Consider the following 14439-nt stretch of genomic DNA (forward strand, 5'->3'; position numbering starts at 1 on the left):
CCGAACCTCCACCCAGCTCACGGGCGCCCCGCCAGCAGGGCGTCAACCGGCACCTGGGCCACGCCCAGGACCAGGATCGGGGCCAACCCCACGGCGAGCGTGAGCAACACCAGCGGCGCCCAGGTCAGCAGTTCCGCCCTCGCCACACCCGGCCCGACCTGCGCCACCGCCGAGCTGGCTCGGCCGTGGGTGACCTGGCGGAGCAGTCGCAGGAGGTACGCGGCGGTGAGCGCACCACCGAGCGCCGCGAGGACGGCGAGGGTCAGCCAGAGGGGACCACCGACCCGGACCGCGGCGACCACGGCGAAGGCCTCTCCCCAGAAGCCGGCCAGGCCGGGCAGGCCCAGCGAGGCGACGGCGGCGAAGCCGAGCAGCCCGGCCAGCCGGGGCGCGGTCTCCCGCAACCCGGACAGGTCCGCCAGGTCACCGGTGTGCGCCCGGTCCTTGATCGCGCCGGCGAGGAAGAACAGCAGGCCGGTGATGATCCCGTGCGCGATGTTGCCGATCAGGGCTGCCCGCAGGCCGGTACCGGTGAGCGTGGCGACACCGAGGAGCACGAAGCCCATGTGCCCCACGCTGGAGTACGCGATCAGCCGCTTCAGCTCGGTCTGCGCCAGGCAGACCAGGGAGCCGACCAGGATCGCCGCGACAGCGAGCACGCCGAGCACCGGCGCGGCCCATTCGGCGCCTTCGGGGGCGACGCCGACCGCGACCCGGATCAGCCCGTAGGTGCCCATCTTGAGCAGCACTCCGGCGAGGATCACGCTGCCGACGGTCGGTGCCTGGGTGTGCGCGTCGGGCAGCCAGGAGTGCAGCGGCCACAGTGGGCTCTTCACCGCGAAGGCGAGTGCCAGCAGGGTGAACGCGGCGAGTTGTGGGCCGCGGGAGAGTCCGGTGCCGCCGGTCAGCGCCACGATGTCGGCCGTGCCGGCAGCGGTCACCACCACCAGGACGCCCACCAGCAGCAGCACTGAGCCGAAGAGGGTGTAGAGGGCGAACTTGCGGGCCGCCCGGTACCGGTCCGGCCCACCCCAGCCAACGATGATCGCGTACATCGGCAGGAGGACGACTTCGAAGAAGACGAAGAAGAGCACCAGGTCGAGGGCGAGGAAGGTGCCGAGGATGCCCACCTCGACCACCAGCAGCAAGGCCACCAGGGCCCGCCCGCTCCCCCCGCTGGGGACCTTCCACAGGGTGTAGCCGCAGCAGAGCAGGGTCAGCAGCGCGGTCAGCACGACCAGCGGCCAGGAGATGCCGTCCACCCCGAGGTGGAAGCGGAGGTCCAGACCGGGCACCCAGGGCAGGTCCACCTGATGCCAGGGGCGGACCGCGGGGCTCGGATCGGTGCCCGCCCCGGCGTCGTCGCCCCCCACGACCAGCGGCAGCGCGGCGACCAGGGTCAGCCCGGCGGCCACCGTACCGACCAGGCGGGCGGCCCGGTCGTGCCGGAGCGCGGCGACGACCGCCGCGCCGGCCGCCGGCACCGCCAGCACCGCGACCAGCAGGACCTGCCCCATGAGCCCACTCATGCGTCGCCTCCGATCAGCACCGCCGCCAGCCCGATGAGCAGTGCGCCGGCCAGCACGCCGGCTGCGGCCCGGGGCAGCGTGGCGCGGTGCCACGCCGCCAGCCCGCCCCCCAGCCACCAGGCGACCCGACCGCTGCCGGTGACCGCACCGTCCACCACCACCTCGTCGGCGGTACGCGCGCCAGCGGCGAGCCGGCCGATCGGGCGTACCACCAGGGTCTGCTGGAGGTCGTCGAGCCAGAACGCGCGGGCGGAGAGCGGTCGCAGCGGACCCAGCAGCACGGCCGGGTCACCGGCCGGATCTCGCCGCCAGCGGGCCCAGGCGAGCCCCGCCCCGAGCGCCAGTAGAGCGAGCGGCAGCAGCACGGTCGGGCCGAAGTGCACCAGCGGATCGGCGGGCAGCAGCTCCGCGGGGCGCTCCCGAGTGGCCGGCCCGTACGGTTCGAGCCACCCGGCGAAGGTTCCGGAGAATCCGGCCAGACCGAGCAGCGCCGCCGGGACGGTCAGCAGCAGCACCGGCCAGCGCAGCACCGCGGGCGGGTCGTGTGGCTGAGGCAGCGGGCTGCGGGGCGCGCCGAAGAAGGTACGCAGCAGCAGCCGGGTGGCGTACCCGGCGGTGAGGGCGACTCCGGCCAGCCCGGCCAGCCAGACCGACCAGCCCACCCAGGCCGGCGCGGGGCCGCCGTGCCGGGCGGCTTCCTCGGCGGCGTACAGCACGGAGTCCTTGCTGAAGAAGCCGGACAGCGGCGGCAGCCCGGCCAGCGCGCCGAGGCCGACCAGCATGGACCAGAAGGTCACCGGCATCGTGCGGCGCAGGCCACCGAGCTGGGACATCAGCGCGGTACCCGCGGCGTGGATCACCGCCCCGGCGGCGAGGAAGAGCAGCGCCTTGAAGGCGGCGTGGGTGAGCAGGTGGAACAGGGCCGCCGCGGGTGCGCCCACGGCCAGCGCGCCGGTCAGGTAGCCCAGCTGGGAGACCGTTGACCAGGCGAGGACCCGCTTGAGGTCGTCCTGGGCGATGGCGGCGAACGCGCCGAGCAGCAGGGTGATCGAGGCCAGCACACCGAGCACCGCCAGGGCGACCGGCACCTGCACGAAGAGAGGGAAGAGCCGGGCGACGACGTAGACCCCGGCGGCCACCATGGTCGCCGCGTGGATCAGCGCGGAGATCGGGGTGGGGCCGGCCATCGCGTCGGGCAGCCAGGTGTGCAGCGGGAACTGGGCGCTCTTGCCGGCCACCCCGGCGAGCAACAGCAGGCAGGCGGCGGTGAGCAGACCGGTGGCGTGGTCGTGGCCGAGCACGTCGGCGATCCGGAAGCTGCCCGCGGAGACGCCGAGCAGCGCGATCCCGAGCAGGAAACCGACGTCACCCACCCGGGTTACCAGGAAGGCCTTCATCGCGGCGCCGGGTGCTGCGGGCAGCCGTCGCTCATGGGCGATCAAAAGGTACGAGCAGAGGCCCATCACCTCCCAGCCGACCAGCAGCAGGATGAGGTCTCCGGCGACCACCACCAGCAGCATCGCGGCGGTGAAGAGGCTGATCTGGGCCGCGTACGGCGGGTAGCGGTGGTCGACGTCCACCTCGTCGTGTGGGCCGTTCCGGAGGTAGCCGATCGAGTAGACCTGCACCGCGAGGGCCACCGCGGCGACGGCGACCGCCACCAGCGCCACCGTCGAGTCCAGCCGGACGCCGAGGGTGACCGTCAGGTCGCCGAAGTCGATCCAGGTCCGGGTGGCCTCGGCCGGTGCGTCGAGGGTGGCCAGCAGCGCGACCGCGAGAAGTAACGACAGGGCCGCGCCGGTCGTCCCGAGCGTGATCGCCGCCCGACGGGCCCGCTGCCGCGCCGCACCGGCTTGCGGGGACGCCGGCGGCAGCAGGAGCCCGAGCAGGCCGGTCACCAGGGGTACGGCCGGCAGCAGCGTGCCGAGCAGGGTGGGCGTGCTCACCGGTCTGCCTCCCCAGGGGTGGCCGCCGCGGCGGGCGGGGGTGCCGACGGCTCGGCCGGAGAGTTCGGCGACGGGGCCTCGGTCGGGGAGTTCGGCGACGACGGCTCGGCCAGCGGCACCTCGTCCACGGCCACGCTGGCGCGCAGCCGGTAGAGCTGCAGCACGATGGCCAGCCCGACGCCCACCTCAGCAGCGGCCAGCACGATCACGAACAGCGCGAAGACCTGGCCGCCGTGCGGCAGCTGGGATCGAACGGTGGTGTCGGCGGTGACCAGGATCAGGTTCACCGCGTTCAGCATCAACTCGACCGCGATCAGCACCAGGATGGCGTTGCGCCGGCGCAGCACCCCGTACGTGCCGAGCCCGAACAGCAGGGCGGCGGTGACGTAGGGGATGACCGGCCTCACCGGGACCGCCTGCCCTCGGCGGAGGTGTCGCCCGCTGCGCTGTCGCCGGCCTGGTCCACCGGCGACCGTCCGATGTCCGGGCGGGACAGGATGATCGCCCCCACCAGGGCGGCGAGCAGCAGCACCGAGAGCACCTCGAAGGGCAGCACCCAGCTGCCGAAGATCTGCTCCCCGATCCGTTCGGCGCTACCCGCCGTGGGCAGCGGCACCGACGACCATCGGTACGCGTCCACCAGCAGCGCGGCCAGCCCGAGCCCGGCGCCGCCGCCGATCAGCGCGGCCGGCCAGCCCGGTCGGTCCAGATCGGTGGAGGCGCCGATCGGAGCACGGGTGAGCATCACCGCGAAGAGCAGCAGCACCACCACCGCCCCCACGTAGATCAGCACCTGCACCCAGGCGACCAGTTCGGCGGTGAGGACCAGGTACATCCCGGCCACGGCGGCGAGGCAGAGCACCAGGTAGAGGCCGGCCCGGACCAGGTGTCGGGTGGCCACCGCCAGGGCACCGGAACCGACTGCCAGCGCGCCAAGGGCGAGCAGCAGCGCGTCGGTGCCGGTCACGGGGTCGGGCCTTCCCCGGTGGCATTCTCCTCAGCTGGTCGGGACCCGGGGCGGGGCGGTGGGCGTTCAGCAGAGCGGGGCGGAGCGGCCGCCGGGCGATCCGCGGGGCGGGACGGGGCCGCCGGGCGATCCGCGGGGTGGGACGGGGCAGCCGCCGGGGGCTCGGCGGGGTTGGCCGGGATCGCGGCCTTACGCGCGGCGGCGGTCTCTTCCTTGGCCGGCTCGCCGTTCGGGTCGTGCGCCGGCGGCGGCGGGACGGTGCCCATCCACTCGCCCAGGTGCTCCTTGTCGTGCAGGAGGTCCTTGATGTCGTACTCGGCGTACTCGAACTCCGGGGACCAGTAGAGCGCGTCGAACGGGCAGACCTCGATGCAGATCCCGCAGTACATGCAGAGCGAGAAGTCGATGTCGAACCGGTCCAGCACGTTGCGCTGACGGGCACGGGCCGCCCCGGGCACCACCACCTCCTCCTTGTGCGAGTCGATGTAGATGCACCAGTCCGGACACTCGCGGGCGCACAGCATGCAGACCGTGCAGTTCTCCTCGACCAGCGCGATCACGCCGCGGGAGCGCGGCGGCAAGGCCGGGGCGACATCCGGGTACTGCTGGGTGGCCGAGCGGCGGGTCATCGTCTTCAACGTGACCCCGAGCCCCTTAACCAGGCCCACGCCGGGCAGGCTGCGCTCACCGTCGGCCGGGTCGCTGCGCTCGCTGGGGTCGGTCATGCCGACCATCCTGCCCTGTGCCCCCCGGCGGGCGCGACCACCACCCGGCGCGGAGTGCGGCGGGCGGCCGGTGCGGGCGGCGACCATCGGCCGGGGCGAGCTGCGGCTGTCGGCCACAGCCGGCGGGTGACCCATCGGTCGGGCGAGGCACGGCCGGGTTACGGCGCGACGCTTCGTGCGCCGTCTGATCCGGAGATGATGGGTGGTGGGCGCAGCGCGACGACCAGAGGGGGCAGCGTGACCGAGGGCGCGACGGCGGGCAGCGGCGAGGCGGCGCTGCGCCGCACCGGCGGAAGGTACATCGAGCCGGGCGGCGAGTTCACCCGGGATCAGCGCTACATCGCCACCCGGATCACCGCCGACGGCGGGGACGGCTGGCCAGTGGAGCCGGGGCGGTACCGGCTGGCGGTGAGTCGCGCCTGCCCGTGGGCGAACCGGCTGGTCATCGTCCGACGGCTACTCGGGCTGGAGGGTGTCCTCTCGATGGCGATCGCCGGCCCGACCCACGACCGGCGAAGCTGGAGCTTCGACCTCGACCCCGGTGGGCGGGATCCGGTGCTGGACATCGAACGACTCGCGGACGCCTACTTCGCGCGCTTCCCCGGCTACGACCGCGGGATCACGGTCCCCGCGATCATCGACGTACCGACCGGGCAGGTGGTGACCAACGACTTCGCCCAGATGAGTCTCGACCTGTCGACCGAGTGGACCGCGTACCACCGCGACGGGGCACCGGAGCTCTACCCGCAGCGGCTCCGGGACGAGATCGACGAGGTGAACGCGGTGGTCTTCGCCGATGTCAACAACGGGGTCTACCGCTGTGGCTTCGCCGGCAGCCAGTCGGCGTACGACCGGGCGTACCAACGGCTTTTCGACCGACTGGACTGGCTGAGCGACCGGCTGGCCGAACGCCGCTACCTGGTCGGGGAGACGATCACCGAGGCGGACGTACGGCTGTTCACCACGCTGGTCCGCTTCGACCCGGTCTACCACGGCCACTTCAAGTGCAACCGCAGCAAGTTGACCGAGATGCCGGTGCTCTGGGCGTACACCCGGGACCTGTTCCAGACCCCCGGATTCGGCGACACCATCGACTTCGATCACATCAAGCGGCACTATTACGAGGTGCACGGGGACCTCAACCCGACCGGGATCGTCCCGCTCGGGCCGGACCTGGCGAACTGGCTGACACCGCACGGTCGGGGGGAGTTGGGTGGTCGCCCCTTCGGCGACGGCACCGCCCCACCGCCGCCCCCACCAGCCGAGCGGGTCGACCCCGCACACACCCCACTGCGCTGACTGAGCCGCCGTGAGTCGCCGCCGGTGAGCCCCGGAGGTCGAGAGCGTCGACGGTCGGCCGGTCCGGCCTTGTCGTCGGTCTCGAAGTCTCGGAGCAGTGCGTCCGTACGAACCTCGGGACGACATGTCGATCCTTGGCGAGCGAGGTGAAACCGCCCCGCCCAGCTGTGAGGCCGAGGGCGGGGCAGTTCGCTGCCATACGACGCTTGTTGCGACCCCGTCAGACGTGATGAGTGACGCGCAGGGACGCCTCATGCCCAATCCAGAGTTCTTGACCGTGGCGACGCCGGGCTGCCGTGTGTCGCGCATCAGGAAACCTCCCGCCTCAGGGTCCGCAGCAGGCCGGCGACCAAGGGCACGGCCACCCAGGCCAGTACCGAGACCGCCAGCCGGCCCCACTGCCCGGCGGTCATCTCATTGCCGTAGAGCGGTTCCATGGTGATCGAGGTGTCGAGCCAGTTGGCTGGTCCCTGCAGCGCCGAGATCATCGCGGCGAGGATGCTCCAGACCGTCGGCAGCAGCAGATAGCCGACGATCGCCAGCGGGGTGTTGAGCAGCAGCAGGCCAAATGCGGCCCCCATCAGTACGTTGACCAACTGGATCACAGCCGCGTTTAGTACCAACGCCCACTCGCCGTCCCAGCTTCCCGCGCCACCGGTGGCCTTGGCGGCGAGGGTACCGGCGGCGGCCACAGCCAGGCTCACCAGCACCGACGCGAGTGCCGCCAGCACCACCGCCGCGAGTTTGGCCAGCACCACCCGTTCCCGATGTGGAACCAGGGCGTACGTGGTCAGCGCGGTGCGCTGCGTCCACTCCGAGGTGATTGACAGGATGCCGACCACCGGCAGCAGCAGGCCCACCGGGAGCAGCGACGGAGCGAGGAAGCCGGTGAAGGTCTGCTCCGCGTCGTCCAGCACGAACAGCTGCACCACGGCGATGGCGACCGCGATCAGCCCGATGGTGGCCAGCAGCCAGCGGCCGGCCCTGGTGTCGGTGAGCTTGCGTAGCTCGATCGAGGTCAGTCGGGCTATGGACGGCCTGACGGCCGCGACGCGGGAGTCCGTCTCGGTGGTGGGCTCGGCGGTCATGGTCACTTGACGGCCTCCTTCGTGGTCGCGCCCGCGGTGAGGGTGAGGAAGAGCTGTTCGAGGCCGCCGCCGGCGGCGGGCCGCAGCTCGGTGAGGACCAACCCGGCGTCGGCGGCGGCCTGGCCCACCACGCCCGGCTCGGCGTGCACGACGAAACCGCCATTGGTGTCGGCGGTGGCGTCCAGTGCAGCCCGCTGCAGAGTGAGCCACAGGGCATGCGAGTCCCGTGCCCGGACCAGGGTGCCCGTGTCGGCGAGCAACTCATCCCTGCCGCCCTGGGCAACAATCCGGCCGCCCCCGATCACCAGCAGCCGGTCGGCGACCGCCTCCACCTCGCGCAGCAGGTGCGACGACAGCAGCACGGTGCCACCCCGGTCAGCGAAGTCGCGCAGCAGGCCGCGCATCCAGTAGATGCCCTCTGGGTCCAAGCCGTTGGCCGGCTCGTCGAGGATCAGCACCCGGGGGTCACCGAGCAGCGCCAGCGCTAGGCCGAGTCGCTGCCGCATCCCCAATGAATAGGCACCGACCCGCCGCCTGGCGGCGACCGCGTTCAATCCGACCAGGTCCAGCACCTCGGCGACCCGGCTACGGTCCACGCCCATCGTCGTGGCGGCCAGGGCCAGCGTCTCCCGCCCGGTGCGCCCCGAGTGCTGGGCCGAGGCGTCGAGCAGCACCCCGATCTCCCGCCCCGGATTGGGTAGCTGCCGGTACAGCCGGCCGGCGACCGTTGCGCTGCCGTCGGTCGGCGGGGTCAACCCGCAGATCATCCGCATGGTGGTGGATTTGCCGGCACCGTTCGGCCCGAGGAAGCCGGTAACAGTGCCGGGCTCGCAGTGGAACGAGACGTTGTCGACGACCGTGTGCGGGCCGTACCGCTTGATGAGGTGTTCGACCATGATCATGGCATCGAAACTGCCGGAACCACCCGGCGGTGTGCTGCGGCCGGCCGACTGTCGTCGGGTAGACCTTGGACCATGACCGGCGTCGACTTTAGTAGCTGTCGGGTCCCCCGGCCGGTCCCTACGATTGACCAGTGACCAGCGCCGCCGTATCCGAACACTCCTGGCTCCTTCCGAGCACTCTGACGGCCCCCACGGCCCGAGCCCGGCGGACACTGCGGGATTGGTTCGTCGACAGCCTTTGCTTCCTGGTTGCCCTCGGCTGGGCGGTGGTGGCGTGGGACGATTCGCTGTCGGCCGAGCCGGCGTTGGCGCTGAACGCCGGACCGGGCTGGCTCAACGAGGTCGACCTCCTGGCCAGCCTGGTGCTCTGCGGTGCTCTCTGGGTCCGTCGGCGCTGGCCGGTGGGCCTGGCGTTGGCCAGCCTGCCGCTGGCGCTGTTCTCGGTCGGTGGCGGCGCGGCGCTGCTGATCATTTTGTTCACGGTGACCGTGCACCGGCCGTTCCCGGTCGCCGCCGGCATGTTCGGTGCACACCTGCTCGCCACGCCGATCCATCTGCGGCTGCGCCCCGAACCGGTGACGTCGCTGTGGTTGATCGTGGGTTGGACCCTGTTGACCCTCGGGGCCGTGCTGGCTTGGGGCATGTTCGTCCGGGCACGCCGGCAGCTGGTGGTGTCGCTGCGGGAGCGGGCGCACCGGGCCGAGGCTGAGCAACAGCTGCGAGTGACGCAGGCTCGACAGTTGGAACGTACCCGCATCGCCCGGGAGATGCATGATGTGTTGGCGCACCGCATCTCGTTGCTCAGCCTGCACGCTGGAGCACTGGAATTCCGTCCAGATGCCTCGCCCAAGGAGGTGGCCAGGGCGGCCGGGGTGATCCGGGACAGCGCACACGCCGCCCTGCGGGACCTGCGGGAGGTGATCGGAGTACTCCGGGCGGAGACCGGAGTGGCGGAGGGCGCCGAACCGGAACGACCTCAGCCCACCCTCGTCGACGTGCCGACGCTGATCGGCGAGTCTCGAGCCGCCGGTGTCCGGGTGAGTGTCGTCGAGGAAGTCGCCGACCGGGTGGAGCTGCCGCCCGCGGTGGGGCGCAGCGTGTACCGGATCGTGCAGGAGGGGCTGACCAACGCCCGCAAGCACGCCCCGGGTGCGGTGGTCGACGTGCGGCTCGCCGGGTGCCGGGGCGACGGGCTCACTGTCGAGATCCGCAATCCCTGGCCGGTAGGTGCGGCGAGCCCCGTTGCCGGCTCCGGTGACGGCATCCCCGGTGCCGGGACTGGGCTTATCGGTGTGGCCGAGCGGGTCGGTCTGGCGGGCGGGCGACTGGAGCACGGACGGGACGCAGCCGGGCACTTCCGGCTCGCCGCGTGGCTGCCGTGGCCGGCCTGACCAGTCCGTCCGGCGAGCCGGGCCCGGTGGGGTCAAGCGGCTTGCCGGGTGGTGGGGGGGCACCGGCCGGTCCGGTTCGGGTGTTGATCGTCGATGACGATCCGCTGGTTCGGGCTGCGCTGTTGATGATTATCGACACTGTGGCGGATCTTTTGGTGGTGGGAGAGGCCACCGACGGCACCGAGGTGCCCGCTGCCGTGGCCGCGTACGCGCCGGACGTCGTGTTGATGGACATCCGGATGCCGCGGCTCGACGGGCTGGCGGCCACTGAGAAGTTGCGGTCCACGACCAACCCACCCGAAGTATTAATATTGACTACCTTCGATGCTGATGAGCAGGTGCTGCGGGCGTTGCGGGCTGGGGCGGCTGGCTTTCTGCTAAAGGACACCGCACCGACTGAGATCGTGCACGCCGTCCGGCGGGTGGCAGTGGGTGAGACCATGTTGTCTCCGACGGTTACCCGCCAACTGGTCGCGCACGTCACCGGGGGCGTTGGCGCCGATTCACGCCGGCAGCGGGCGCAGGGGCGTCTTGCCGTGTTGAGTGAGCGGGAGCGGGAGGTCGCGATCGCGCTCGGCCAGGGCCGCAGCAACGCCGAGATTGCGGGGGAACTGTTCATGAGTGTGGCGACAGTCAAGGCGTACGTGTCGCGGCTGCTGGCGAAACTGGACCTCAACAACCGGGTCCAGGTGGCGCTTCTGGTCCACGACGCCGGTCTGGTCTGAGCAGAGGGTCAGACGGGCAATGGCCAGCGGAAGACACCGGCACGGCCACCTCCGCCCTGGTGGCGAGCCGGGTGATCGAGCCACGCGTACTGGATGCCGCCAGTGGTGGCGGTGATCCCGAGACGATCGCGTCGCGGCTTGTGGTGGTCAATCCACGACCGCCACGCCGCTTCGACGGTGTCCCACAGCCGCCTGGAGGACGACTGCCGGACGTACAGCGGCCCATCGGCACATCGTTCTGCGGTGGCGATATCAGCTCCGTCGTGGACGGTAAGGCCGGTATGCGCCAACTCGTTGTCGAAGTGCTCGACAAAATGCAGCGTCGGCTGGTGGAGCAGGAGCCACAGCCGAAAGTCGGGGTCAGCCAGCGCCTCGGGATCAAGGCCACTGACGCCGAGGCCCGCGAGATCATCAGAAACAGGTTGGGGCTGGTCGGCGAGGAAGCCGACCGGCATCGCCCGGGTGGCAGGACGCATCGCCATGAACCACGCCTGTTCCACGTCGAAATGACCGGACACCTTGTCGGGGCCAGATTTGGTCAGCACCGCGAGCGCCCCGCCCATGGTTAACGGGGTGACGATCCGTCCGCCGTCGGCAAGCTGATCGATCCATGCTGGTGGCACCCCTCGGGTGGCGCAGGTCGACAGGATGCGGTCATACAGGCCGTGACCCTTGACGCCCAGCGCACCGTCTCCGGCAACCACCGTGGGCGCATAACCCACGGCATTCAAGCGGCCGGTGGCTTCGGCCACCAGGGCGGCGTCGATGTCCACACTGACCACGTTCTGCGCGCCGACCCGGTGGCACAGTAGGGCGGTGTTGTAGCCGGTACCAGTACCGATTTCTAGCACGCGGTGACCGTCTGTAACGTCAAGGATATGCAGCATCCTGGCCACCAGTGACGGTAGGGAGGCTGAGCTGGTGACGACCCTCCTGTCCTCGTCAGCCACCCACTGGGTCACCAGGAAACGGTCCGTGTACGCAGCTTTCAGCCACTCCGGACGGTGAGCGGAGATGGCGCCGTCCACGAGCCGGCTGGGACGGTTGTACTCGTCAAGTTCCCAATATCGAGGTACGAACACGTGTCGCGGGGTGCCCTCGAACGCCGCCCGCCACTGGTCATCGGCTATCGCGGATTCAGCGGCAAGCTTGTCTGCCAACGTAGCCGCCCACGGCTGCCAGTCAGTCAATTCGTCACCCTTTCTCCAGTAGGTCAGCAGGTAGCCGGGGGTAGTTCGCCCGGAACCAGTCACTACTCAGGACCGACAGTTCAGCCCGAAACGATCTTGCGCTCTTGCTGAGGTGAAGTACCCGACCTGGGTTGAACCGCGGGCAAAGCTCCTTCCGCAGGGTGCGGGGGGAGGCGGCGGGCGGCGCGGACGGCATCGACGGTGAAGACGGCGAGCGCGAGCCAGACCAGGGCGAAGCCCGCCAGGCGCGCGGGAGGCATGGGCTCGCGGAAGATGATGACGCCGCAGCCGAGTTGGAGAATCGGGGCGAGATACTGAAGCATCCCGAGGCTGGTGAACGGCAGCCGGTTGGCCGCACCAGCGAACAGCAGCAGGGGAATCGCGGTTGCCGCTCCGGCCGAAACCAACAGGGCGGTGTGTCCCGCCGACACCGCCCCGAACGCGGCCCCGCCGGTGCCACCCAGCCACGCCAGGTACGCGAGCGCGGGGAGGGCGAGGACCGCCGACTCCACGAAGAGCCCCTCGGCGGCGGGTAGGCCGAGCCTCTTCTTGACCAGCCCGTACCCGGCGAAAGTGAACGAGAGGACCAGCGCCAGGTACGGCGGGCGGCCGTAGTCGACGGTCAGCACCACGACCGCCGCCCCGCCCACGCCCAGGGCCGCCCACTGCGCGGGGCGCAGCCGCTCCCGCAGTACAAAGACTCCGAGTAGCACCACGACGAGCGGGTTGACGAAGTATCCGAGGGAAGTCTCCACCACCCGCTCGGAGTTGACCCCGTAGATGTAGGTGCCCCAGTTGAGGGCGACCAGCACGGCGGCGACGCCGAGCGCGGCCAGGGCCCGTGGTCTGCGCAGCAGCGCCCGCAGGAAGCTGCGGTTGCGCATCGCTGCCAGCACCAGCGCGACGAAGACCACGGACCAGACGATCCGGTGGGCCAGGATCTCCACCGGGCCCGCCGGCCGCAGCAGTCTCATGTAGAGCGGAGAGAACCCCCAGAGCACGTACGCACCGATGCCGTACAGGTAGCCGAGCTTGCGAGGCATCACTCCGCAACGCTAAGGGACGGCATGCGTTACAGGGCGATGCGGACGGTGACGGTCAGGACAAGCTGGGCCAGCGACACGGGGACCAGCACCAGCCAACAGAGCCGCTGGAGCTGATCCGCACGCAGGCGCGGGTAGCTGACCCGGAACCAGATGATCACGAAGCTGACCGCGGCGACCTTGAGCAGGGTCCAGAGCCAGCCGAGCTGCGCGTCGGCGAACGGCCCCTGCCAACCGCCGAGGAACAGCACGGTGGTGAGCGCGGCGATCACCACGACCCCCACGTACTCGGCGAGCAGGAAGAACGCGAAGCGCAGACCGGTGTACTCGGTCAGGTAGCCGAACACCAGCTCCGAGTCGGCGATCGGCATGTCGAACGGCGGCCGCCGGATCTCGGCGAGCCCCGCTACGAAGAAGACAATCATCGCGGGGGCCTGCCAGATCAGCCACCAGGGCTGCCACGCCTCGACGATGCCCGGCAGGCTCAGGGTGCCGGCCGCCATCGCCACCGACGCGGCGGCGAGCACGAACGGCAACTCGTAGCCGAGCAGTTGGGCCGCGGCCCGCAGACCGCCGAGGAGGCTGTACTTGTTGGCGGAGGCCCACGCCGACATCAGCACGGCGACCACCCCGACACCGACCACGGCGAGCACGAAGAAGAGCCCGATGTCCAGCGGTTGCCCGACCAGATCGCCCGGCCCCAGTGGGATCACCATCAGTACCAGCAGGTAGGGCACCAGGGCCACCACCGGGGCGAGCCGGAACACCGGACGGTCCGCCCCGTGGGGGGTGATCTCCTCCTTCTGCACGAACTTCACGCCGTCCGCGATCAGCTGCGCCCAACCGTGGAAGGCGCCGGCGTACATCGGGCCCAGCCGGCCCTGCATGTGCGCCATGACCTTGTGCTCGGCCTGGCCGACCAGCAGCGGCAGCGTGAGGAACGCGACCAGCACCCCACCGACCCGGAGTAGCAGCTCTGCCCAGAGCGGCATCAGGCCGTCCCCCCGCTCTCGGGGGAAGTTGGTGCCGGGCCCCACTCCCCCGGCGCCGGCACGCCCGGTGGGCGCATCGGCCGGCGACCGCCACCGGCCTTGGCCTCGCCCGGTTCCTTCGCCCCCGGCCAGGGTTTGGCCACCCGGGAGGCGAGGACGAACTCCTTACGCAGCGGATGCCCCTCGAACTCCGGGGGCAGCAGCAGCGGCTTGAGGCCGACGTGGTTGACGAAGTCGATGCCGAACATCTCGTGCGTCTCGCGCTCGTGCCAGGCCGCACCCGGAAAGATGTCGACCACCGAGGCGACCCGTGGCGCCGAGCGAGGCACCCGGGTGCGCAGCAGCAGCCCGTGCCGACGCGTACTGGACCACAGGTGCACCACCACGTCGAACCCGGCGGCCAACTCGTCCACCGCGGAGAGCCAGTCGAAGAAGTCACAGGCCAGTTCAGCGTCGTCCCGAGCCGCGCGCAGCGCGTCGGTCCAGCTCTCCGCGGGCACGTCAACGGTGGCGCGGGCGTACGCCTGACCGCCGGAGACCGAGGTGGTGACCTCGACCGGGGCGAGCAACGCGGCCATCCGCTGGCCTACCTCGTCCAGAGTCATGTCGCCGATCCTATGACCGCTGGCGTCGGCGTGCGTT

14 protein-coding genes are annotated in these 14439 nt (G+C 71.0%); 3 read left to right on the top strand and 11 right to left on the bottom strand.

Features of this window, described 5'->3' with window-relative positions; all coding sequences use genetic code 11:
- Positions 1 to 17: 17 nt before the first annotated feature.
- From B116_RS0109875 to B116_RS0109895, 5 genes are read right to left on the bottom strand one after another with little or no spacing between them, the layout of a single operon-like run.
- Positions 18 to 1529: a complex I subunit 4 family protein gene (locus B116_RS0109875; RefSeq protein ID WP_027659982.1), complete on the bottom strand. Its 1512-nt coding sequence runs from the start codon at positions 1527 to 1529 to the stop codon at positions 18 to 20.
- Positions 1526 to 3475: an NADH-quinone oxidoreductase subunit 5 family protein gene (locus B116_RS0109880; RefSeq protein ID WP_027659983.1), complete on the bottom strand. Its 1950-nt coding sequence runs from the start codon at positions 3473 to 3475 to the stop codon at positions 1526 to 1528. Before B116_RS0109880 ends, B116_RS0109875 begins: the two co-directional genes overlap by 4 nt.
- A complete protein-coding gene (gene nuoK / locus B116_RS0109885; protein ID WP_027659984.1) occupies positions 3472 to 3882 on the bottom strand; it encodes an NADH-quinone oxidoreductase subunit NuoK in 411 nt (136 codons plus the stop codon). Before nuoK ends, B116_RS0109880 begins: the two co-directional genes overlap by 4 nt.
- Positions 3879 to 4442, bottom strand: coding sequence for an NADH-quinone oxidoreductase subunit J family protein (locus tag B116_RS0109890; protein ID WP_018722376.1), 564 nt, complete (start codon positions 4440 to 4442; stop codon positions 3879 to 3881). Before B116_RS0109890 ends, nuoK begins: the two co-directional genes overlap by 4 nt.
- The gene (locus B116_RS0109895; protein ID WP_188116014.1) at positions 4439 to 5167 is read right to left on the bottom strand and encodes a NuoI/complex I 23 kDa subunit family protein; all 729 of its coding nucleotides are present in this window, start codon (positions 5165 to 5167) and stop codon (positions 4439 to 4441) included. Before B116_RS0109895 ends, B116_RS0109890 begins: the two co-directional genes overlap by 4 nt.
- A gap of 237 nt (positions 5168 to 5404) precedes the next feature.
- Between B116_RS0109895 and B116_RS0109900 the strand changes: the two genes are divergently transcribed.
- Positions 5405 to 6466: a glutathione S-transferase family protein gene (locus B116_RS0109900; RefSeq protein ID WP_027659986.1), complete on the top strand. Its 1062-nt coding sequence runs from the start codon at positions 5405 to 5407 to the stop codon at positions 6464 to 6466.
- A gap of 308 nt (positions 6467 to 6774) precedes the next feature.
- On the opposite strand, the gene B116_RS0109905 is transcribed toward B116_RS0109900, so the two are convergent.
- On the bottom strand, positions 6775 to 7560 hold the full coding sequence (locus tag B116_RS0109905) for a hypothetical protein (protein WP_018724230.1): 786 nt from the start codon (positions 7558 to 7560) through the stop codon (positions 6775 to 6777).
- On the bottom strand, positions 7557 to 8456 hold the full coding sequence (locus B116_RS0109910; RefSeq protein ID WP_018724231.1) for an ABC transporter ATP-binding protein: 900 nt from the start codon (positions 8454 to 8456) through the stop codon (positions 7557 to 7559). The genes B116_RS0109905 and B116_RS0109910 overlap by 4 nt, the downstream gene beginning before the upstream one ends.
- Positions 8457 to 8587: 131 nt before the next feature.
- On the opposite strand from B116_RS0109910, the gene B116_RS0109915 reads away from it, so the two are divergent.
- Together B116_RS0109915 and B116_RS0109920 are read left to right on the top strand one after the other, a co-directional pair.
- Positions 8588 to 9847: a sensor histidine kinase gene (locus tag B116_RS0109915; RefSeq protein ID WP_027659987.1), complete on the top strand. Its 1260-nt coding sequence runs from the start codon at positions 8588 to 8590 to the stop codon at positions 9845 to 9847.
- Positions 9826 to 10572, top strand: coding sequence for a response regulator (locus B116_RS0109920; protein ID WP_027659988.1), 747 nt, complete (start codon positions 9826 to 9828; stop codon positions 10570 to 10572). Before B116_RS0109915 ends, B116_RS0109920 begins: the two co-directional genes overlap by 22 nt.
- Before the next feature lie 8 nt (positions 10573 to 10580).
- On the opposite strand, the gene B116_RS0109925 is transcribed toward B116_RS0109920, so the two are convergent.
- From B116_RS0109925 to B116_RS0109940, 4 genes are all read right to left on the bottom strand, one after another.
- Positions 10581 to 11762 carry a methyltransferase domain-containing protein gene (locus tag B116_RS0109925; protein ID WP_223874553.1) on the bottom strand — a complete coding sequence of 394 codons (1182 nt, stop codon included), beginning with the start codon at positions 11760 to 11762 and terminating at the stop codon, positions 10581 to 10583.
- 80 nt (positions 11763 to 11842) lie between these two features.
- The gene (gene rarD, locus B116_RS0109930) at positions 11843 to 12805 is read right to left on the bottom strand and encodes an EamA family transporter RarD (RefSeq protein WP_033667490.1); all 963 of its coding nucleotides are present in this window, start codon (positions 12803 to 12805) and stop codon (positions 11843 to 11845) included.
- A gap of 29 nt (positions 12806 to 12834) precedes the next feature.
- Positions 12835 to 13797, bottom strand: coding sequence for a complex I subunit 1/NuoH family protein (locus tag B116_RS0109935; RefSeq protein ID WP_027659991.1), 963 nt, complete (start codon positions 13795 to 13797; stop codon positions 12835 to 12837).
- A complete protein-coding gene (locus B116_RS0109940; RefSeq protein ID WP_027659992.1) occupies positions 13797 to 14402 on the bottom strand; it encodes an NADH-quinone oxidoreductase subunit C in 606 nt (201 codons plus the stop codon). The genes B116_RS0109935 and B116_RS0109940 overlap by 1 nt, the downstream gene beginning before the upstream one ends.
- Positions 14403 to 14439 lie beyond the last annotated feature (37 nt).

It is taken from the genome of Salinispora fenicalii (assembly GCF_000514815.1).
Lineage (GTDB): Bacteria > Actinomycetota > Actinomycetes > Mycobacteriales > Micromonosporaceae > Micromonospora > Micromonospora fenicalii.

Coding starts and splice junctions, on each gene's coding strand:
- B116_RS0109875 (WP_027659982.1), bottom strand. CDS start 1,529: ATGAGTGGGCTCATGGGGCAGGTCCTGCTGGTCGCGGTGCTGGCGGTG.
- B116_RS0109895 (WP_188116014.1), bottom strand. CDS start 5,167: ATGACCGACCCCAGCGAGCGCAGCGACCCGGCCGACGGTGAGCGCAGC.
- B116_RS0109910 (WP_018724231.1), bottom strand. CDS start 8,456: ATGATCATGGTCGAACACCTCATCAAGCGGTACGGCCCGCACACGGTC.
- rarD (WP_033667490.1), bottom strand. CDS start 12,805: ATGCCTCGCAAGCTCGGCTACCTGTACGGCATCGGTGCGTACGTGCTC.
- B116_RS0109935 (WP_027659991.1), bottom strand. CDS start 13,797: ATGCCGCTCTGGGCAGAGCTGCTACTCCGGGTCGGTGGGGTGCTGGTC.
- B116_RS0109940 (WP_027659992.1), bottom strand. CDS start 14,402: ATGACTCTGGACGAGGTAGGCCAGCGGATGGCCGCGTTGCTCGCCCCG.